We start from the raw sequence: 21,188 nt of genomic DNA on the forward strand, positions 1-21,188 counted from the left end.
AATGGCTAAGGCATTGGGACGCAGAGAGAAACTTCGATCCGATCTGATCTTGGCGGCGGAACGAATGATCGCCGAGAAGGGATTGGCGGGCCTGAAAACCCGCGATCTCGCCCGCGAGATCGGCTGCGCCAACGGCGCGGTCTACAATCTCGTCGCCGATGTGGACGAGCTGATCCTGCGCGTGGGCTCGCGCACTTTGCTTCGGCTCGACCAGGCCCTGAGCACGGCGGAAAGCGCGGGCGAGCCGTCGCCGCAGGGGAGGCTGGTCCGCATCGCCCTCGCCTATTGCGATTTCGCCGCGGAAAATCTCGAACTGTGGCGCGCTCTGTTCGAGCACCGCATGGACGCCGACAAGCCCCTTCCTGATTGGTCCATCGACGACCAGATGCAGCTGTTCCGCCACGTCCACGAGCCGCTGGCCGCGCTGTTTCCAAAACGCGGTCGGGAGGAGCTCGGCATCACTGCGCGCAGCCTGTTCTCGGCGGTGCATGGCATGGTGGCGCTGGGGCTGGAGCAGAAGCTGGTCGCGGTACCGCTACCGGCGCTTCGGGCGGAAATCGCGGGCTTGGTGCGCGCGATGATCGACGGGCTGATCGCGCGGGCGGCGTAGAGGCTGAGAGCGCACAGCTCAACTGTCGGCGGCGACTGGCTAAAATTTCACCTGTCACATCCCATGCAGCGCGCTTAGCTTCGCGAGGTCCACTTCCCTCTCCGGAGCATCCAATGCCCCTCCTCATCCGCGGCGGCACCGTCGTCAATCATGATCATTCGCGCCGCGCGGACGTGCTAATCGACGGCGCGACCGTCGTCGCGGTCGGGCAATCGCTCGACGCGCCCACCGGCAGCGAGATCATCGATGCCGGCGGCGCCTACGTCATCCCGGGCGGCATCGATCCGCACACCCATCTCGAAATGCCGTTCATGGGCACTGTCACCGCGGACGATTTCGAATCAGGGACTAAGGCGGCGCTGGCCGGTGGCACCACCATGGTGGTGGATTTCTGTCTGCCCGATCCCGGCCAGTCGATGCTCGCGGCCTATCAGGAGTGGCGGCACAAATCCGAGAAGGCGGCCTCCGACTACGGCTTCCACATGGCCGTAACATCCTGGTCGAAGCAGATCCATGACGAGATGGAGACCGTGGTCAAAACCTACGGCATCAACACCTTCAAGCACTTCATGGCCTACAAGGGCGCGCTGATGGTGAACGACGACGAGCTCTACAACTCGTTCGCCCGCTGCGCCCATCTCGGCGCCATGCCCGTCGTGCATGCGGAGAACGGCGACGTCGTCGCCCTGATGCAGGAGGCGCTGATCGCGCGCGGTGTCACCGGGCCAGAGGGACACGCGTATTCACGGCCACCGGAGGTCGAGGGCGAAGCCACCAACCGCGCCATCATGATCGCCGACATGACGGGGACGCCAGTCTACATCGTACACACGAGCTGCCGCGAAGCGCATGAGGCGATCGCGCGGGCACGCGCAGCTGGCAAGCGCGTCTATGGCGAGCCGCTGATCCAGCACTTGCTGCTGGACGCCGGTGAATATCAGAACAAGGATTGGGATCATTCCGCGCAGCGCGTGATGTCGCCGCCGTTCCGCGACAGGTCGCATCAGGATAGTCTTTGGGCCGGTCTCCAAGCCGGCTCGCTGCAAGTGGTCGCGACCGACCACTGCGCCTTCACTACCGAGCAGAAACGATTCGGGCTCGGCGATTTCAGAAAGATCCCGAACGGCACCGGCGGCCTCGAAGATCGTCTTGCGCTGCTGTGGACAGCGGGCGTTGCAACAGGACGGCTGACCAAGGAAGAGTTCGTCGCGGTGACCTCGGCGAACATCGCCCGCATCCTCAACATCTATCCGCGCAAAGGCGCGGTCGCCGTCGGATCGGACGCGGATGTCGTGGTTTGGGACCCCAAGGCGAGCAGGACCATCAGCGCGAAGCGGCAGATGAGCCGGATCGACTACAACGTGTTCGAGGGCTTTTCCTGCACCGGCGGACCGGCGGCGACGCTGTCGCGCGGCCGAATCGTCTGGAAGGATGGCGATCTGCGCGCCGAGGCCGGTGACGGCCATTATGTCGAGCGCCCGGCGTTCTCGCCGGTGCATGTCGCCAATTCCACTTGGAAAGAGCTGACCGCCCCGCGCGCCGTGCGCCGCGGAGCGGTGACGCCGTAGGACTGAGATCCGCACGGGATGCGACGCCGTGAAGCGCGGCCGATGGCATGCGCCTTGCCTCTTTATGGTGCAAATTTCTCAAGAGTGGGGCACCCATGAGCGCATCATCATGCGAACTAAACCGTCGCGGCGTGCTCGGCGGCCTCGGCCTCGCCGGAATGACCGCCCTCGCTCCGCGCTTTGCCACGGCGCAAGGGCGCAGCGAGACGCTGCTGGTGGTGCAGGAACTCGGGCCGAACTCGCTCGACATGCAGGGCGTCGGCTCCAACCAAACCGTGAACGGGCTGTCCTGGAATTGCTACGATCGCCTGCTGAGCTACGCCTCCAAGACGCTCCCCGACGGCATGCTGTCCTATGACCGCGAAACGCTCGCGCCTGAACTCGCCGAGAGCTTCGAGGTTGCGGCCGACGGCATGTCCTGCACTTTCAAATTGCGAAAGGACGCGAAATTCCACGACGGCACGGCGGTCACCGCGAAAGACGTCAAATGGTCGTTCGACCGCGCGGTGAAGGTCGGCGGCTTTCCGACCTTCCAGATGTCGGCGGGATCGCTGGAAAAACCCGAGCAGTTTGTCGTGGTCGACGATCACACCTTCCGCATCGACTATGTGCGCAAGGACAAGATGCTGCTGTTCAACGTCGCGGTGGTCGTGCCCTTCATCATCAACTCGGAGCTTGCGAAAAAGAACGCGACGGCGGAAGACCCGTGGGCACTGGCGTGGCTCAGGAACAACGAGGCCGGCGGCGGCGCTTACAGGATCGAAAGCTGGAAACCGGGCAGCGAGACCGTGCTGGCGCGCTTCGACGATTGGAAGAGCGGACCTCTCCCGAAGCTCCGGCGCGTGATCGCGCGCGACGTCCCTTCCGCCGGCACCCGCCGCGCCATGCTGGAGCGGGGTGATGCGGACATTTCCAGCGGCTTTGCACCGCGTGACTTCGAGCAGATCATCAAGGAGGGTAAGGTCAAGGTTTCGGGCGTGCCGATCCCGAACGCGCTCTGGTCCGTCGCGCTCAACACGGCAAAGCCGCCGTTCGACAATGTGAAGCTGCGCCAAGCCGTCGCCTGGGCGATGCCGTATGAGCAGATCCAGAACAGCGCGTTCTTCGGGCGTGCCGTTCCCATGTATGGCGGAGCAGCAGACGTCTCAAAGCCGGTCTGGCCGCAGGCGTTTCCCTACGTCACCGATCTCGACAAGGCCAAAGCGTTGATGAAGGAGGCGGGATTCGAAAGCGGCTTGGAGACAACGTTGTCGCTCGACACCGGCACCGCCACGGTCGGCGAGCCGACCGCGATCCTGATCCAGGAAAGTCTCGCCAAGATCGGCATCAAGGCGGCGATCGAGAAGATCCCCGGCGCGAACTGGCGCACGACGCTGAACAAGAAAGAGCTGCCTCTGGCGCTCAACCGCTTCAGCGGCTGGCTCGACTATCCCGAATATTACTTCTACTGGAATTTCCACGGCAACAACTCGATCTTCAACATCTCCTCCTACCAGAACAAGGAGATGGACGCGCTGATCGACAAGGCTCGATTCACCACGGATGCTACCGAGTACGACAAGGCCGTGAAGGACTTTATCGCGCTCTGCATGCGCGATGTTCCCGTCATTCCGCTCAACCAGCCGATCCACGACGTCGCCATGCAGAAGGCCATCACCGGCTACGAGTTCTGGTTTCATCGCGAGCCTGACTACCGGCAGTTCGCGAAGGGCTAATTGTGGCGGGCGACGCTGACTGTGCGTGAGGCGGCCCGCGCCTGCTCGGTCGGAAAGCTCCGCTCCAGCCGCACCTCGCTCGCGCGCAGCATCGCCATATCGAGCTTGCCCTGCCGCGATCCATCCAGGGCGCAAGCAAAAACCCGGTAGAATTGCGCGCCGTCATAGGCGACCAGCAGCAGATCGACGCCCGCGTTGATCGCCTCGACCACGGCCTGACAGACGTTATGCTGGTAGATGGCGCCCATCACGAGATCGTCGGTCATGACAACGCCCTGGTAGCCCCATTTGTCGCGAATAATCCCCTCGACGACACGCTTCGAATGCGAGGCGGCCCGATCGGGATCGACGGCCGTGAGCGTGACGTGCCCGACCATGAGCGCGCTGCGCGAATGCGACAGCACCTCGCGGAACGGAAGCCAGTCGGTTGCTTCCAACTCCTTCACCGGCGTGTCGAGATTGGCGCTGAAATGATGCGTGTCGGTGCGAACGCGGCCGATGCCGGGAAAATGCTTGAGCGTGGCACCGACGCCGGATTCTTCCAGCCCACGCACATAAGCGCTCGCGATCGCGCCGACGACGGCCGGATCGGTCGCAATCGCGCGCTGACCGATCAGTGTGTGAAAGTCGAGGCGATTGCGCCGGACCGCCGGTTTGAGATCGAGCACTGGTGCAAGATTGAGGTTGACGCCGAGCCCGGCGAGTTCACGTCCGTGGATGCGGCCGAACCCTGCCGCTTTGACCTGCTGGTCATCGGGGGCAAGCCCGGCAAGCGTCGCCAGCGCCGGCAGCTTCGTCAACGGCGGCGCAAGATGCCCGACGATGCCGCCCTCCTGGTCCGCGGCGACGACCAGCGCCGGCAGGCCGGCGGCTCGCCGCTTGTCCTGGAGCGCCGCGATCTCGGCACGCAGCGCCTCCACGGTCCGACCCCGGATGTTGTGCCGGGTGACGTAGATGCCGCCGATCAATCCTTGCTCGGCAAGGCGCGCGATCTCCGGGAAGGAGGAATAACCGACCATGAAGTGAGGTCCGAGCTGACGCGCCTCGGCCGCACTGGCGGCAAGAACATCGTACTTGCGCAGTTCGAATTTCAGGTGCGCCGCCGACATCAGGAGCGGCGGTACGCACCAGAGCATGACGAGGAGCCTGCCGGCGATTGTGCGCCAGCGCCCCCTGCGCAGCAGCACGATGACGATCACGATGCTTGTGACGACAAGCGCGATGTTTCCAGCGCCGCGCAGCACGAGCAGATAAGGATCGTTCTTGTTCGCGGCCGCAAATGCGACGAGAGGCGCGGCCAACCAGAGCAGGATGAGACCGATGCGATTGAGGAATTGCATGATGCGTCACGCCCAAGGTGATGAACGCATCGCACCTATCAAAGCGATTCGCGCCGCGTAAGGACCAAAAGCGCGCCTGCACATAATCTGCAAAAGACTCCTGAAATCGTGCAGACGACGATCCCGCCTTCTGCACAAACGACGTTCAAACTTCGTGATGCCGCCCATCACGAAAGGTCTTCCGGACATGACGAGCCTGGCTACGACGATCACCTCGGACCTCCAGCCGATCAGGCCTTCCTCGATTCCGCCCAAAGTCGGCCTCGCGCTGGTTCTCGCCGCGCTCGCCGACTGGCTGTTCTACGGCCAGCGGATCGGGCTATCGCTGACGCTCTTTGCGATCGCGACGGCTTTGGTATCGGCGCTCTTCAATCATACGACCCTGGATTTGCGGCGCGCCACGATCGGCGGGAGTATTCTCGTCGCCGGCCTCGTCCCGGCCATCGAGGAGGTCAACACGCTGTCCTTCCTGATCCTGCTCGCGTCACTAATGATTGCGCTCCTGCTCGCGACCAATCCGGAAACGACCGGGCTCCCTGAACGTGCCCGCGCGCTGCGCAACCTCTTCCTGCTCGGGCCCTTCAGGTTCTTCCTCGACGCGCTGCATATCTTCAGCATGTCGGGGTTCACCCGCGGCATCGCACTCTGGCTGATGCCTGCTGTGCTGAGCACCGTCTTCGTCGCGCTGTTCGCGGCCGCCAATCCGGTGATCGAGCAGTGGGTGTCTCTGCTCAATCCAAAGCTCATCCTCGACTATGTCAGCATCCCGCGCGTGCTGTTCTGGACCATGATGCTGGCGCTGGTCTGGCCGTTCATCCATGTGCGCTGGCGGCGCAAGACGATTGCCACAACGACGATCGTCGATGGCCCCGTGCCGCCGCCACTGCCGTCCCAAGTCTCGGCTGAGTTCCTGGGCCCTCCACCATCCTGCGCTCGCTGATCCTGTTCAATCTGCTGTTCGCGGCACAGTCCATTCTCGACGGCATCTACCTCTGGGGCCATGTCGCGCTGCCGGCCAACATGACTTATGCGGCCTACGCCCATCGCGGCGCCTACCCGCTGATCGCCACCGCGCTGCTTGCCGCCGCCTTTGTGCTGGTCGCGATGCGTCCGGGCGGGCCGGCGGAGAAATCGAAGATCATGCGGCCGCTGGTTTATCTCTGGGTGGGGCAGAACGTTCTTCTCGTCGCCTCCTCCATCCTTCGCCTCGATCTGTACGTCGACATCTACATGCTGACCTATTGGCGCATCGCGGCCTTCATCTGGATGGGGCTGGTGGCGCTCGGACTGATCCTGATCGTCGCCCGCATCGTGCTCGACAGGTCAAACCAATGGCTCGTCGGCGCCAATCTGATCGCGTTAACGATCACGCTGTATGGCTGCTCGCTGGTGAACTTCGATGCGTTCATCGCCGACTATAATCTGAGCCACAGCAACGAAATGTCGGGTAAGGGCTTGCACATCGATGCCAACTACCTCTTCACACTTGGACCGCAGGCGCTGCCTGCCCTCGACAAGGTCATCGCTCATCGGTCGGACGACAACTGCCTTGTGTCGCGGCGCGATCGGCTTGTAGAAGTCCAGCTTCAGGATCTGGCCTGGCGGAGCTGGGGCTTCCGGAATTGGCGACTCCAGCGCAGGCTGGACGCGCTGGCGAAAGCTCGGCCGACGGGCTAACGAGGCAGCGGAGAGATTCTTGGCGCACCGCATTCTCATCGTCGACGACGAGGGTCACATCCGCGAGGTCATCCGCGTTGCCTTGAAGAAAGCCGGCATGGACGTGATCGAGGCGCGCGACGGCAAGGAGGCGCTGAGCCGCTTTGCCGCCGACAAGCCCGACCTGATCGTACTCGACATCGGCATGCCCGAGTTCGACGGCCTCGACGTCTGCCGCGAGGTGCGCAAAGGCTCCGACGTGCCGATCCTGTTCCTGTCGGCGCGCGACGAGGAGATCGACCGCATCCTCGGCCTCGAGATCGGCGGCGACGACTACGTGACGAAACCGTTCAGCCCGCGCGAGCTGGTGGCGCGGGTCAACGTCATCCTGCGCCGTCTCGGCCCCCGCAATGGCGAGGCCAAGGCGGGGCCGTCGGCCCTCGCGCAAGGCGGCCTTCTGGTCGATCCCGAGCAGCATGTCGCGTCCTTCGCCAGCACGCCGCTGAAGCTGACCGCGATCGAGTTCGGCATTTTGCGCGCGTTCCTGACTCGGCCGACCTCAGTGTTCAACCGCGAGCAGCTGATGCGGGCCGCCTATCAGCTCAACATCCAGGTCTCCGACCGCACCATCGACAGCCACATTCGCAACATCCGCGCCAAGCTCGCGGCGCTAGCCTGCGACAATGTCATCGAGACCATCCACGGCGTCGGCTTCAAGCTCGGCCGCTGCGAGAAGGACGCATGAGCGCGGCGCCAGACAAATGGCGGCCGTCGCTTACCCTCGTGATCTTCACGGTGCTGGCGACCGTCGGCGTGCTGCCGCTGGTCGGCCTGTTCTTCTTCCGTCTCTACGACAACCAGCTGATCCGCCAGACCCAGGCCGAGCTGATCGCGCAGAGCCGCGTGCTCGCGACGATCTATGCGCAGGAGGTCACGGCGCGGCTCGACAGCGGCCTCACGCTCGGCGCCGAGGTGCCACCGAACGTGCTGCCCGACCCCGGCGACCAGGTCACCCCGATCCGCCCCGCGCTCGATCTCACCGCCAACGACCTGCTGCGGCGGCGACCCGAGGCGCTGGCGGCGGCCCAGCCGGCGCAACCCGCCTATGTCGAGATCGGCGCAAAACTGACGCCGATCATCCGCGAGACCCAGAAGGTGACGCTGGCGGGCTTTCGCATCCTCGATCCCCAAGGCGTGGTGATCGCCGGGCGGCAGGAGGTCGGGCAATCGCTCGCCCATATCGAGGAGGTCGCCGACGCGCTGCACGGCCAATACCGCGCCACCTTGCGCAACCGCGTGCCGGACAAGCCGCCGCCGTCGATCTATTCCTTCAGCCGCGGCCTCGGCGTCCACGTGTTTTCGGCGATGCCTGTCATCGTCAACAACCGCGTCGCGGGGGTGATCTACACGACGCGGACCCCAAGCAACATCTTCGACCATCTCTACCAGGAGCGGGCCAAGTTCGTGCTGGCGGGGCTTGCCGTGATTCTCGGCACCATCGCGATCGGCCTCGTATTCTCGCGCACCATCACGCTGCCGATGCGCGAGCTGATCGATCGCGCCACCAGAATAGGCCGCGGCGACCGCGAGGCGTTCAGGCCGCTCCGACATTACGGCACACGCGAGTTCGCGCAACTCTCGCACAGCTTTCTCGGCATGGCCGAGCAGCTCGCAAGGCGCTCGGACTATATCGCGACCTTCTCGGCCCACCTCACCCACGAACTGAAATCGCCGCTGACCTCGATCAAGGGCGCCGCCGAGCTGTTGCAGGATTCGGTTCAGGGCAAAGCGGGTAGCCTGACGCCCACCGAGCAGGAGACGTTCATCGCCAATATCCTGTCCGACACAAAGCGGCTGGAAGCGATGGCGCAGCGGCTGCGCGAACTCGCGCGTGCCGAAAGCCTGCCGCAAAACGAGCGCACCGAATTGGCGCCCGTGATTGCCGACCTCAGGAGCCGGTTTCCAGCGAGCTCAATCGAGGCCAGCGGCAGCCTTGACCTGATGATCGGCATGTCGGCTGAGAAGGCGCTGATCGTGCTGTCGCACCTCGCGGACAATGCGATGCGGCACAACGCCGGGACAATCAGGCTGGAGGCGATCGACGAGCGCACGACCCTGCGTCTGACCGTGAGCAATGACGGCGATCCGATCTCGGCGCCGAACCGCGACAGGATCTTCGACGCGTTCTTCACCACCCGCCGCGACCAGGGCGGCACCGGGATGGGGCTCGCGATCGCGCGCGCGGTGATGGCGAGCCATGGCGGCTCGATCAGGCTCAAGCCGACCGAGGACGGCGCGGCATTCGAGCTCCAGTTTCCAATGGGCTAGATCGCGAACACCCAGGCGGCGACGATGGTGCCGATCGTGACCAGACCGGCGATGGTCCAGCCGGCGGCGTATTCCAGCTCAGGATGACCGGTCGCCCGCATGATCTCTGCCGGATCGGCGGTATGCTTCTCTGCCATGACAGCCTCGCACGTTACTTTCCGCGTCATATGTAAGTCGCATCAGCCACCATTAGGTTCCATCACGGAAATGCGAGGAATGACGCAGCTTGGTTTGTTCGCCGATCCGCAAGCAGGGCCTGCCGGCCTTCGCTACACCGATGACTTCGTCGAGGCCGCCGCCGAGCAGGCGCTCATCGGCCGCATCGCAGCATTGCCGCTCCAGCGCTTCCAGTTCGGCGCCTTCGAGGGCAACCGCCGGGTGGCGTCCTTCGGCTATCGCTATGACTACACATTGCAGCGGCTGGCCGAGGCCGAGCCGATCCCGGACTGGGTCGTCCCCGCCGCACGGCAGGTCGAGGCATGGGCGGGGCTTGCCGCCGGCAGCGTGCGGCAAGTGCTCTGCACCGAATACGACGCCGGCGTCGGCATCGGCTGGCATCGCGACAAGCCGCATTTCGACAAAATCCTCGGCCTGTCGCTCGGCTCGTCCTGCAAATTCCGCTTCCGCCGCCGCGGCGGCGACAAATGGGAGCGCCACACGCTCGAAGCTCTGCCGCGCTCGCTTTACATGATGGACGGGGAGGCGCGGTCGCAATGGGAGCACAGCATCCCGCCGGTCGAGGCGCGCCGCTATTCCATCACCTTCCGGACGATGAAGCAGGCCTGAAGAGCGGGCCAAAACAAAAAAACGCGAAAACAACCCCATGCACAGTAGAACGGCCGTGTCGGCGCGAGGCTCGGCCCCGCGGCATAACCGTTTGACACCTCGGGGCAAAACAGCCGCACCGCGCAAAGGCGCAAGGCCCGGCGAACTTGCCTTCCAATTCGCGTTTACATGCTAAACTGGTTCCACGCGCCGCGCGGGAGGAAGCCGCGACTGCAGGTCCAGGGAGCCAAGATGAAGCCCGGTCGATTGATCCTCGCCTGCACCCTCGTTGTCGCTACCGCCTCCGGCGTCGCCGATGCCTCCGACGCGACGCCCGCAAAAGTCTCGGGCTCGACGGCGCTGGCGCTCGCGGGGGTGATCGCGCCGCTGTCGTCGGTCCTGTCCGGCGCCGAGAAGAAGGCGATGGCGATGCTGTTCGCCGCCAACAGCGACATTCCCTACAAGAAGCCGATCGTGGTGACCGCCGATCGAATCGTTTGTCGCGCCGGCAATGTCGACATCACCGTGCGGAACTGCGAGGTCACCTTCGGCAAGAAGACCAGGACGGTGAACGGCTCCACGGCCAGCGAGATCTTCGCCACCGAAGCACTGGCCGGCATTCCGTCCGACGGCGCCGCGGGATCGAATTTCGAGAGCCTGACCAAGCTGAGCTGCACGATCGACCCCAACGCAATCCGCCGGAAGGACGGCAGCGGGGCGGAGTGCACGTTTCAGCCGGGGAATTGAACCACGCGCGGAGGACGAGCCGAGAGAACCATGGGTGCCGTGAAATCGCCTCATGACCAGCTAACTAATAAGGCGAATTGAAAAGACGGGCCAAACGCGCGAGCCCATATCGGGCACGCAGGGCCAACACCGACATGAAGAATTTTCTCGCATTTTTTCTGACTCTGGGCCTGACGGCAGCCTCCGCACAAGGTCCCCTACCGATGCGGCCGGACGCGCCGTCCGATCTCGTCCGGGTGGGCCTCACCGACAACGACACCACCGCGGGCGGCACCGCGCGGCTGTGCGAGCAGGTCACCTTCTCGCGCGGCCTGCGCTACGGCGAGAGCGAAGCCAATGTGCTCGATGTCGCCACCGCCACGACCAAGGCGGATACGCCGCGGCCGGTGCTGCTGTTCGTGACCGGCGACACCTTCACCGGCGACCGCGCCGCGCCGGAGCTGTCGCGCCAGATCCAGGACCAAGCCATGTGCTTTGCCGCACGCAACGACATGGTCGGCGTGCGCGTCAACTATCGGCTGGCGCCCTCGGCGACGTGGCCGGCGGGTGCGACCGACGTAGCGGCGGCGCTGTCCTGGGTCCACGGCAATATCGACCTGTTCAACGGCGATGCCCGCGAGATCGTCGCAGTCGGCTACGGCGCCGGCGCCTTCCATGTCGCCACCCTGCTGGCCCATCCCGAACTCCAGACCGACCGCGCCGATGTTGCGGCAGTCGTGCTGGTGTCCGGCGTCTACCGCGCCGGCAAGGACGCGAGCGACAGCGAGAAGGCCTATCTCGGCAGCGACGCCAGCCAGTACAACAAGCGCTCGGTCTTCCCCGGCATCCTCAATGTCGACGTCCCGATCGTGCTGGCCTGGGCCGCGGATGATTCCGCCGGCATCACGGCGCAGGGCGAGACCCTGAAGAAGACGCTCTGCGGCGCCGGCCATTGTCCGCGTAGTGCGCTGCTGCGCAGCCGCGACGGCATCGCGAGCGCCTTCGGTCTCGACGGCTCCGGCGACAGCCTCGCCGAGCCGACGCTGCTGCTGGTGCATCAGCTCGAGGCGCGCGGTCTGCCGTAGCGGCGTGCCGGGAGCACGCCGATACCGGCCACGCCTCGCCGACGTTAGCACGCCTTAAACCACGATTCGCGATCCTGGTCGCCGCCTGGAGCACCGCGTGCTATCTAGGAGAGTTACTTGAAGTAGTTCAATCTATGAGGGTCCGCTAGAGACCGAGAAAATCGGCGTTTCGCACAACTGTGTGACCCGTCGCTGCCGCGATCGGAAAACCGATGCTTACGTTGCTGGCACGATGCGCGGTGATCTCGTTTGCGTTGATTTCGACCTCAGCCGCCGAACCGGTCAAGCTCAAATTGGCCTTCTTCAGCTCCGACCGCTCGACGAGTTATCTCGCCGCGGTCAAGCCGTTCGTCGAAGCGGTCAACACCGAGGCCAGAGGCCAGATCGAAATTGAAACCTATTTCAGCGGCGCGCTTGGCAAGGATCCGGCTGAGCAGCCCCAGCTCGTGCTCGACGGTAGGGCCGACATCGCCTACGTCGTGACGGGGCTGACGCGCAACCGGTTTGCGGATAACGCAATCATCGAAATGCCCGGCCTGTTTGCGAGCATGCGGGAGTCCGTTGCGGTGTTCGGCCGGCTGATGGCCGCCAACGCGCTGCAAGGATACGATGACTACATCGTGATCGGCGCTTATGTCAGCGAGCCTGAGACGATCCACAGCAATATCGCGATCACGTCGTTGAACGATCTCAAGGACAAGAGAATTCGCGTCAACAATCCTGGCGAAGCCGCAGCGCTCGAAAAGCTCGGGGCGCGGCCTGTGCTCCTGCCGGTCAACAAGATCTCCGAAGCCATCGGCAACGGCAGCATCGATGGCGCCCTCGTGAACCCTGCTTCAGTGGTCGATTACGGCATCAAACGCGTTGCGACTTATCATTACCTTCTTGGTGTCGGCGGCGCGCCGCTGATGGTCTTGATGAATCGGAAGACGTTCAACCGGCTGCCGAAATCGGCGCAGGCGATCATCCTCAAATACAGTGGTGCATGGTCTGCCGGGCGCTTCATGGATACCTACGAAGCCGTGGAAAACAGCATCATGGGTGAGCTGAAGACCGATCCCAAACGCCAGGTGACCATACCCTCGCCGTCGGACCTCGATGCGGCCAATGCCGTGTTCGCGGCCGTTGCCGACGATTGGGCTTCGAAAAGTGAGCGCAATGCCGAGCTGCTGAAAACCGCTCGGGCCGAGCTCACGAAAATGCGATCGACGCGGTAGCACTGATGCCGTCACTCGCCGGGATCCGGCCTCAGCGAAACATCGTCACCATCGTCGCCGCGCTCGCCATTCTGTTGCTGGGCGCCGGGACCACCCTGAAAATCACGACCGAACATCTTCTCCGTCAAGATGCGACGTCGACCGCTCGTAGCTGGGCGAGGTTCCTTGCGGCCAGTGTCGCCGATCTCGAGCAGATCGCCGGCGGCGAGCAGCCTTCCGCCGCGAGCATGGCGTTCTTCCGGTCGGCGCGAAATTCCGGCGAGGTCTTTCACTACGAAATATTCAACCGTAATGGCTACTCCCAGTTCGTTTCGACCCGCGAAAAGATCGCGCTCGTCGACTTGTCTGAATATAGCCCCGATGCAGCGCGATCAGCGGTTGACGGTCAACCGATCATCGACGTCGGGGAGGGAAATTCGCCCGACCGACCGGCATTCTTCGCCCGCGCCTATGTCCCGATCCAGACCGACGGTCGCCTCACCGCTGTCGTTGCGGCCTACGTGGATGAAACCGAGCAACGCAAGAATGTCCACAATACGTTCCTGACCGCAGCCGTGTTTCTTTGCCTGCTGTCAGGTCTCGCCTTCTCCATTCCCGCAATTGCCTGGTATCGGGAAACAAAGGTGAAGCACGCTGACCGGCGCATCCGGTTTCTCGCCCATCATGACGCGTTGACCGGGCTGACCAATCGCCCGCAGCTGATCGAAAAACTGGAGAGCGCCATCGCTCGCCTGCCGATGCGGGGCAGCAGCCTTGCCGTACACTTCATCGACATCGACCGTTTCAAGGAGGTCAACGATTCGCTTGGTCACGACGGCGGCGATTTTCTGCTCAAGTCCATCGCCAAGCGTCTTCGCGCCGCGGTCAGGATCGACGACGTGGTGGCGCGGCTCGGCGGCGACGAATTCGTGGTCGTGCAGTGCGGCATCGCCGGCAAAGCTCAGGCCGAGTCGTTTGCGAGCCATCTCGCCGCCGCGATAAATGCGACCGTGAAATTCAAGCAGCACGAGATCCTCACCACCGCTAGCATCGGCGTGGCGCTGGCGACGGGGGAAGACACCAGCCCCGAGGGGTTGCTCAAGAGTGCTGACCTCGCGCTCTACGCGGCCAAGGCAGCCGGCCGCAACTGCATCCGGTTTTTCCTGCCCGAAATGGACACCGAGCTGCAAGCGCGCATCGAGCTTGAGAGGGCGATTCGCGAGGCGGTGCTGAATGATCGCTTCGAATTGCATTACCAGCCGCTCTTCGAAGTATCCCGGCGCCGCCTTGCCGGATTCGAAGCGCTGATCCGGATGCCCGCGGCGGACGGAACCCTCATTCCGCCATTGACCTTCATTCCGGTCGCCGAGGACTTGCGGCTTATCGACAAGATCGGGGCGTGGGTATTGCGGGAGGCATGCCGCACGGCCGCGACCTGGCCGGCGCACCTGACCGTTGCAGTGAACCTGTCACCCGCGCAGTTCGTGGCGGGCAACATCGGTGACATCGTCGCCACCGCACTAACAGAGGCTGGACTCGCGGCGCACCGGCTCGAACTTGAGATCACCGAAAGCCTGCTGCTCGGCAACACCGAAACGATCATGGCGCAACTCCGGACGCTCAAGACGATGGGCGTTGCCATCGTGATGGACGATTTCGGGGCTGGCTATTCGAGCCTCAGCTATCTGTGGCGCTTTCCGTTCGACAAGATCAAGATCGATCGAGCCTTCATGCAGAGCCTCAACGGCCCCCATTGTCAGGTCGGGACAGTAGTGAAAGCGATCATCGCGCTCGGACGGGAACTGCACATGCGCGTCACGGTCGAAGGCGTCGAAACCGCCAACCAGGCAGCTTTTCTCGAGGCGGCCGAGGGTGATCAGGTGCAAGGCTTCTTCTTCGGCCGGCCGATCCCCGCCTCGGAGCTCGGCGCCAGCATTCTCGCGGACTTTGAGAAGGCAATGCCACCGGCTTCGCCCGCGCCGGCCCAAGCCACCAAGCTGCACCTCGTCAACTTATCAGCCGAACGGTAGCACCGACCCTGTTCCCGTTCGGCCAACGCGGCTCTTGGCGGCTCTCTATTGCAGACAGTTCTCTTGTTTCAACTAACTGTTTCAACACCAAGATTGCATTTGGGTCCGGCCGACGGCATCTCGCTCTGAGGTTGCGCGTTAGCTGTCAGGTGTATGATGCAAAACAAAACGCGTTTCGGTTCGACGCTCGAAAGCGGCGGTCCAGATATCGCGAAGCCTCTCGCGATGGACGGAAACCATGACGCGCACGGTTTGCAACGCGCGTTGGATGCGCGTCTCAGTCCCGGCAATACCGATGCCCCGGCAACTGGCGGCGCTGCGGCCGCGGATCTGGCGCAATCCAAGCCGAGCCGGACGCTTCGCCGATTTGTGAAGGCCGCAGCGGGCATCGCCATCGTCGCAGTATTCGGCTGGCTGCCGCTCAGGGCGCTTTTCCAGACGTCAAGCGTCGAAGCCGTCGTCAATTCCAGGCTCGTGACATTGAGGTCGCCGATCGACGGGAAGATTTCAGCGGGGGCCAGTCTGGCAGGCGATTTAGGCATCGTCGGCGAGGGCACTTTCATCCTTCGTGTCGTCAATCCGCGCGGAGACCGCGGTGCGGCTCGATGATCTACGCAGTCAGATGTCTCGCCTCGAAAACGAAAGGCCGAGCCTCGTTTCGAAGATAGCTTCAGCCCAGGCGGCGCAGAAGGATCTGGCGCGTCAGGCGGCCCTGTTCACAGCGGGGCGCATCCGTCAGCTCGAGGCGCGCATCGCAGAAATCCAAACATCAATCGAAGCCGCCGCAGCGCGTCGCGAGGAGGCGGCGGCCGCGGTGGAACGAGCTTCATCGCTTATCAAATCGGGCAGCGTTTCGTCTGTCGAGCTTGGGCGCTTGACGCGGGATCAAACCATTGCCCAGCAAACCGAAATCGGCGCGCGCCGCCGCCTGGATGCAACCCAGGTTGAGCTCACCGCCGCGCGCGAGGGCACGTTCCTCGGCGACAGCTACAACGATCGTCCGAGCTCGGTGCAGCGTGAGGAGGAAATGCGGCAGCGGGCTGAAGGGCTCACCGCGGACGTAGCGCATGCTGATGCGCAAATCTCGTGGCTCGTCGGCGAGATTGAATCCGAACGATCTCGTTACATCAGCCGCTCCGAGGCGGACATCAAATTCCCCATCGCCGGCCGAATATGGGAGGTCATGACGGCGCCTGGAGAGGACGTCCGGGCCGGACAACCGCTCGTCCGTCTACTCGATTGTTCCGGTGCCGTGGTGACGGCGAACGTCACTGAGAGCGTGTATAACGGGCTGAAACTGGGATCTCTCGCACATTTCCGGCCGAGCGCCGGCGGGCCCGAATTGGCTGGCACCGTCGTCAATCTCACCGGCTCCGCAGGGGCCGCAGCGAACCTCGCCATTAATCCCGATGCGCTGAGCAAGGAACCGTATCGCGCGACGATTTCTGTCCCCGACCTCAACGATGGCTCCAACGATTGTCCGGTCGGGCGAACCGGACGCGTCATCTTCTCGGCAGACACGGCGAGAAAGCCATGATCGCCGCGCTGACGCCGGGCCTTATTGCGCTCGGGTTCTGCGTTGCCGTCCTTCCCTGGCTCAGGCACGAAAACTCCGCGGCGCGTTCGCTGATGATTTCAATCGTGTTGCTGCTCATGCTCCGTTATTTTGGATGGCGCATGACGGCAACGGTCCCGCCCGTCGGCTGGACCGCCGATTTCGCCGTGGGATTTCTGTTCCTCATCGTCGAGGCTGCATCGCTTGCAGCGGGTGCACTGTCGCTGGTATTTCTCAGCCGCACGACCGATCGTACGCCGCAAGTCGAAGCCAACAGGCGGTGGCTTGCCGGGCGGCAAGCTCCGCTGATCGACGTATTCGTTTGCACCTACAACGAGGAAACGTCGATCCTGGAGCGCACAATCATCGGCGCCACGGGAATGAACTATCCCAACTACCGTGTCTGGGTTCTGGACGACGGGCGGCGTGACTGGCTCGAAAAGCTTGCCGGCCAGCTCGGCTGCCGCTATCTGGCGCGCCCCGACAACACCGACGCCAAGGCTGGCAACATCAATCACGCCCTGCGGCATGTGGCGGAGCTCGCCGATCCCCCTGACTTCATTTCGATCCTCGACGCCGATTTCGTTCCGATGCCCGAATTCCTCGCCCGCGCGATGTGCTTGTTCGGCGATCAGCGCGTAGGCGTGGTGCAAACGCCTCAGCATTTCATCAATGCGGATCCGATCCAAACCAACCTGGCCGCGACCAAGGTCTGGCCGGACGAGCAGCGTTTCTTCTTCGATATTCTGATGCCATCGAAAGACGCTTGGGGCGTGGCTTTTTGTTGCGGCACGTCGTCGGTCATCAGATTCTCATCCCTCGTGAAAATTGGCGGCTTTCCGACCGACTCCGTGACGGAGGACTACTTGCTGACGCTGCGGCTGAAGGAAATTGGCGCGGGCACGGTGTACCTGAACGAACGTCTGACCTTGGGGCTGGCCCCGGAGGGCCTCAAGGAGTACATCACCCAGCGCAGCCGATGGTGTCTTGGCTTCATGCAGATCTTTCGCGGGCGAAGTGGCCCTTTTTCCCGAAGATCGCAGCTGGATGTTATCGACAGGCTGTCTCTCATCGAAGCATTCATGAGTTGGACCTCGACCTATGTCGTCAAGGTATTCGGTCTCGTCGTTCCGAGCCTTTATCTTCTCTTCGGCGTCAAAGCCGTCCAGGCGGATCTTTTCGAACTCCTCGGATATTTCCTACCCTTCTATGTCTGGTATTCGCTCACCATGGCCTGGATTTCCCGCGGACGCTCCATGGCGGTGATGTCGGATGTCGCTCAATACATTGCACTGCCGGCGGTTCTCAAGGCCGTGGCGGCGGGGCTGCTCAAGACGCAGGGGCACAAATTCAAGGTCACCGCAAAGGGCGGGGATCGCGATCAACGCTTCATCGAGTGGCCACTGCTCAGGGTATACGGCACCGCACTGGCGATTACGCTCGCGGGTATCGTCTATGCCTTCGTGCTTCATGTGCAAGGCGACATGATCGCCTATGGCAGCCTGGCGCTCGCCTGGAGTTTGTACAACGCGATCATTCTGATGATCGTCTGCTTGGTGTCGATCGAGCAGCCGCGGCGACGGAAGGCCGAGCGGTTCGAGCGAGATGAGCCGGTTCTTTTCAATCTCGGTGGCCGGCAGTTCATCTACCGTTTGGCAGACATGTCGATCACGGGCGCCCGCTTCGTGAGCGACAAGCCACCGCCAGTCGGGACCGCGGTTCATTGCACCCTCCAGGAAAGAAAAGTAGCTGCCCTGGTCGTGCGACGAACTGGGGATGGATTTGCGGTCCGGTTTGATGAAACCCTGAACACGCGCATCGATCTCATTCGCGCTTTCTATTCCGGTGACTACGTCAGTGCATTCACCGGCATACGCGCCGCTCCCGTCGGCAAAGCATTATTGATGCGGATCTTCGGGTGACTACGTCTACCACCGGCGGCAGGAAGGGTTGGACAACATGGCTGTCCTAGCAGGCCTCATTTCCTCACAGCGAGGAGATTCGTAGCAAGGAGCATCGTATCCGAGTGCGGCGACTGAGAGCGCCCCGGCAAATCGAGCCTTCTGATACCCAATGCGATAACCGCCGAAGCTGAGCAATATTGAGCTGCGAATCGTCGTTGAGAGCACGTAGTTTTTTTTGGGGGGCGTCATGCCAAAGAGCGCGAAGAGATACGTAGCGCTGTTGGGAGGAAGGGATGATCACCGAGAAGACAGCCAACCCTTTGGCCCCGGAGTCTCGAAGACGAACTGCGAATGGAGCGCGCCCTCCACTCTCTCGAAAAGGAGACCAAGGACTTGAAAGAATTGGTCGTCCGTCTTTCGGAAACCCTCCTTCGACATGTTTGTCAAAGCGCAGCACTAAGATCGCTGAAGAATAGCGCTGAGCGGAACACTCAAGGTCGGACCGATCCATACTGAGCACGTCACCGTCCCTGCCAAGCCGAGCGCTGCAATCGGTTATTCTCAACCAACGCCCACGTCCAGGCTTTCGGCGCTCGATCGTTCCGGGTAGGGCGCGTTCCTACGTAGGCGCCCGCAATTCGCTGTGAAACCAAGCCAAGGTATGGGCCGATCTCATCGGGTCGACCAGATCGACCGCGATCTGATCGACGAAATCGCAAGCGGAACATTCGAAGGTACGAATGTCAAAACCGGCGGAGCCGGGCGTGATGCGCGCCAGCATCATTGTCGTCTGGCATTTAGGACAAGGCGGTCGTTGAATGGTCATGAGGCTTGCCTGGATCCGGCGGGAGCGCAATACTCTCTGTCATCGATGGATGCCAATGGGAGCGGTGATGGAACATGATGGAACGGCAAGCTCTGCTGCCACCGGTCAATATTGACCACCAGCCAAACTAAGGCCCGCTATCCCAAATGTGAACTTTCACAGATAGAATCATTTTTCATCGGCAACCTGCACTGTATCGTCCGGTTTCGCGACCGCGGGGTCGAGATCGAGTTCGAGGTCCGCGGACGGCCCGCCACGGTCGGCACGTCAATACGCTTGCCATTCCGTTCGGCCGGCAAGAAGCCCGCCGTCCGGCCACAGCTTTGACAAACGCTTGACGTAGATCAATCGCCTTGCTGCGGAGTGAGCCGACCTCGTTGGGGGCCAACGACAAGGTGTCGAGCATGCGCGTCACCGGCAGGCTGCTGTTCGTTCTGATCATCTCCTACGCCTCGCTCGGGGCGATGTCGCAGGAGCGCGCCGATCAACCCACCGCCGACAACGAAATCCGCATCGGCAATGTCATGCCCTATTCGGGACCGCTCTCGGAGTTCGGCGCCATTGGCCAGGCGGAAGCCGCCTATTTCGACATGATCAATGCGCGCGGCGGCATCAACGGCCGCAAGATCCGCTTCATCACCCGCGACGACAATTCCGACCCCACGACCGCGCTGGAGCTGACCCGCAAGCTGGTCGAGACGGACGACGTGCATTTGATGTTCGGCTCGTTCGGCACGCCGGGCAATCTCGCCGCGCGCTGGTATCTGAACGCGAAGAAGATTCCGCAGCTGTTCGTCGCCTCCGGCGACGAGGAGCTGAGCCAGGCCAAGGCGTTTCCCTGGACCATGGGCTGGCAGCCGTCGTTCCGGTCGGAGGGGCGCATCTACGCCAACTATCTCCAGGCCTATTATCCCAGGAAGAAGATCGTGGTGCTCTGGCAGAACGACCAGTTCGGGCGTGCGCTTCTCAAGGGCATGGAGGAAGGCCTTGGCGATCTGAACCGTCTCGTCCTCGTCGACATCGCCTTCGACATTGCCGACGAGCATCTCGACGGACACGTCTCGATCCTCAAGCGCGCCGGTGCCGATATTTTTGTCTTTCTCGGCGTGCCGTCGACGGCGTCCAAGGTGATCAAGTTGGCGGCGGCACTGAAATGGCGCCCGGTCTTTATCGTCAACGACGCCTCCGCCTCGATTGCCAACGCGATGGCGCCGGCAGGCCTGGAGAATTCCTCCGGCGTGATCTCGGCGGCCTTCCTGAAGGATCCGAGCGATCCCGCATGGAAGGACGATCCCGCCATGAAGGACTGGTTCGCCTTCATGGACAAATACCATCACGACGAAAGCACCAACAGCAGCGCTGCGCTCTATGGCTATGCCGCGGCCGAGGCGCTGACGCAGGTGCTGAAGCAATGCGGCGACGATTTCTCGCGCGAGAACATCATGCGTCAGGCTGCTTCGCTGAGGAATTATCAGCCTTCGGTCGCGCTGCCCAACATCAGGATGAACACCTCGCCGAACAGCTACCTGCCGATCAGGCAGATGCGGCTGGTTCAGTTCGACGGCCGTTCCTGGCAACCCTTCGGCGACGTGATCGAAACCGCCTTCACGGAAGGCGCGGCGCGGTGACTCGGGCAGGGCAGTTGCCCGCTTGGGGGAGCGTCGGTGTTTATCGCATCGAAGGGAGAGGTGCGCTCCCTCCCCCGCTTGCGGGGGAGGGTTGGGGAGAGGGTGCATCCGCAATCGAGAACCCCCAAGAGGAGAAAGCCCTCACCCGGCGCGCGGGACGATGCTTCGCATCGCCCGGACGCGCCGACCTCTCCCGCAAGCGAGGGCTTTGCGTAAATCGCGAATCTGCGATTCTCTAAGAGACATCTGAAGAGGA

Annotated in this window: 17 protein-coding genes and 1 pseudogene; 15 read left to right on the top strand and 3 right to left on the bottom strand. The window is 62.9% G+C overall.

From position 1 onward, the window contains the following. Position 1: 1 nt before the first annotated feature. The 3 genes from AC0L30_RS16050 to AC0L30_RS16060 all read left to right on the top strand — a co-directional run bounded on the left by AC0L30_RS16050 (position 2) and on the right by AC0L30_RS16060 (position 3,893). Complete coding sequence (locus AC0L30_RS16050) at positions 2-610, top strand: TetR/AcrR family transcriptional regulator (RefSeq protein ID WP_473404683.1); 609 nt, start codon at positions 2-4, stop codon at positions 608-610. Positions 611-723: 113 nt separating this feature from the next. Further along, on the top strand, positions 724-2,178 hold the full coding sequence (hydA, locus tag AC0L30_RS16055) for a dihydropyrimidinase (RefSeq protein ID WP_007597060.1): 1,455 nt from the start codon (positions 724-726) through the stop codon (positions 2,176-2,178). A 95-nt stretch (positions 2,179-2,273) separates the two neighbouring features. After that, on the top strand, positions 2,274-3,893 hold the full coding sequence (locus tag AC0L30_RS16060) for an ABC transporter substrate-binding protein (protein ID WP_473404684.1): 1,620 nt from the start codon (positions 2,274-2,276) through the stop codon (positions 3,891-3,893). Here AC0L30_RS16060 and AC0L30_RS16065 read toward each other — a convergent pair. Further along, positions 3,890-5,233 (bottom strand): glycoside hydrolase family 3 N-terminal domain-containing protein, encoded by a 1,344-nt coding sequence (locus tag AC0L30_RS16065; RefSeq protein WP_473404685.1) that lies wholly within the window; start codon positions 5,231-5,233, stop codon positions 3,890-3,892. The genes AC0L30_RS16060 and AC0L30_RS16065 overlap by 4 nt on opposite strands. 187 nt (positions 5,234-5,420) lie before the next feature. On the opposite strand from AC0L30_RS16065, the pseudogene AC0L30_RS16070 reads away from it, so the two are divergent. The 3 genes and pseudogenes from AC0L30_RS16070 (at position 5,421) to AC0L30_RS16080 (ending at position 9,217) form a co-directional block, all read left to right on the top strand. Beyond that, a pseudogene (locus tag AC0L30_RS16070) lies at positions 5,421-6,910 on the top strand (DUF4153 domain-containing protein). A 19-nt stretch (positions 6,911-6,929) separates the two neighbouring features. Further along, positions 6,930-7,634 carry a response regulator transcription factor gene (locus AC0L30_RS16075; protein ID WP_473404686.1) on the top strand — a complete coding sequence of 235 codons (705 nt, stop codon included), beginning with the start codon at positions 6,930-6,932 and terminating at the stop codon, positions 7,632-7,634. Then, positions 7,631-9,217 carry an ATP-binding protein gene (locus AC0L30_RS16080; protein WP_473366940.1) on the top strand — a complete coding sequence of 529 codons (1,587 nt, stop codon included), beginning with the start codon at positions 7,631-7,633 and terminating at the stop codon, positions 9,215-9,217. The genes AC0L30_RS16075 and AC0L30_RS16080 overlap by 4 nt, the downstream gene beginning before the upstream one ends. Here AC0L30_RS16080 and AC0L30_RS16085 read toward each other — a convergent pair. Beyond that, positions 9,214-9,354, bottom strand: coding sequence for a hypothetical protein (locus tag AC0L30_RS16085; protein WP_007597071.1), 141 nt, complete (start codon positions 9,352-9,354; stop codon positions 9,214-9,216). The genes AC0L30_RS16080 and AC0L30_RS16085 overlap by 4 nt on opposite strands. A gap of 79 nt (positions 9,355-9,433) precedes the next feature. On the opposite strand from AC0L30_RS16085, the gene AC0L30_RS16090 reads away from it, so the two are divergent. From AC0L30_RS16090 to AC0L30_RS16125, 8 genes are all read left to right on the top strand, one after another. Then, positions 9,434-10,003: an alpha-ketoglutarate-dependent dioxygenase AlkB gene (locus AC0L30_RS16090; RefSeq protein ID WP_219680681.1), complete on the top strand. Its 570-nt coding sequence runs from the start codon at positions 9,434-9,436 to the stop codon at positions 10,001-10,003. Between the two features lie 231 nt (positions 10,004-10,234). Next, positions 10,235-10,729: a hypothetical protein gene (locus AC0L30_RS16095; RefSeq protein ID WP_007597073.1), complete on the top strand. Its 495-nt coding sequence runs from the start codon at positions 10,235-10,237 to the stop codon at positions 10,727-10,729. Between the two features lie 134 nt (positions 10,730-10,863). Further along, a complete protein-coding gene (locus AC0L30_RS16100) occupies positions 10,864-11,793 on the top strand; it encodes an alpha/beta hydrolase (RefSeq protein ID WP_219680676.1) in 930 nt (309 codons plus the stop codon). Positions 11,794-12,005: 212 nt separating this feature from the next. Beyond that, positions 12,006-13,010, top strand: a complete 1,005-nt coding sequence (locus AC0L30_RS16105) for a TRAP transporter substrate-binding protein (RefSeq protein WP_007597075.1) — start codon at positions 12,006-12,008, stop codon at positions 13,008-13,010. Positions 13,011-13,015: 5 nt separating this feature from the next. Beyond that, positions 13,016-15,019, top strand: coding sequence for a putative bifunctional diguanylate cyclase/phosphodiesterase (locus AC0L30_RS16110; protein WP_473404687.1), 2,004 nt, complete (start codon positions 13,016-13,018; stop codon positions 15,017-15,019). Positions 15,020-15,172: 153 nt separating this feature from the next. Continuing rightward, a complete protein-coding gene (locus AC0L30_RS16115) occupies positions 15,173-15,628 on the top strand; it encodes a hypothetical protein (RefSeq protein WP_473404688.1) in 456 nt (151 codons plus the stop codon). Then, a complete protein-coding gene (locus tag AC0L30_RS16120) occupies positions 15,615-16,556 on the top strand; it encodes an HlyD family secretion protein (RefSeq protein WP_473404689.1) in 942 nt (313 codons plus the stop codon). Before AC0L30_RS16115 ends, AC0L30_RS16120 begins: the two co-directional genes overlap by 14 nt. Then, positions 16,553-18,496 (top strand): glycosyltransferase, encoded by a 1,944-nt coding sequence (locus tag AC0L30_RS16125; protein WP_007597078.1) that lies wholly within the window; start codon positions 16,553-16,555, stop codon positions 18,494-18,496. Before AC0L30_RS16120 ends, AC0L30_RS16125 begins: the two co-directional genes overlap by 4 nt. A gap of 601 nt (positions 18,497-19,097) precedes the next feature. On the opposite strand, the gene AC0L30_RS16130 is transcribed toward AC0L30_RS16125, so the two are convergent. Next, positions 19,098-19,304 (bottom strand): hypothetical protein, encoded by a 207-nt coding sequence (locus AC0L30_RS16130; RefSeq protein ID WP_035993660.1) that lies wholly within the window; start codon positions 19,302-19,304, stop codon positions 19,098-19,100. A gap of 404 nt (positions 19,305-19,708) precedes the next feature. Between AC0L30_RS16130 and AC0L30_RS16135 the strand changes: the two genes are divergently transcribed. Beyond that, positions 19,709-20,932, top strand: coding sequence for an ABC transporter substrate-binding protein (locus AC0L30_RS16135; protein WP_473404691.1), 1,224 nt, complete (start codon positions 19,709-19,711; stop codon positions 20,930-20,932). Positions 20,933-21,188 lie beyond the last annotated feature (256 nt).

The sequence above is a fragment of the Bradyrhizobium sp. MI1.11 genome (assembly GCF_055811255.1).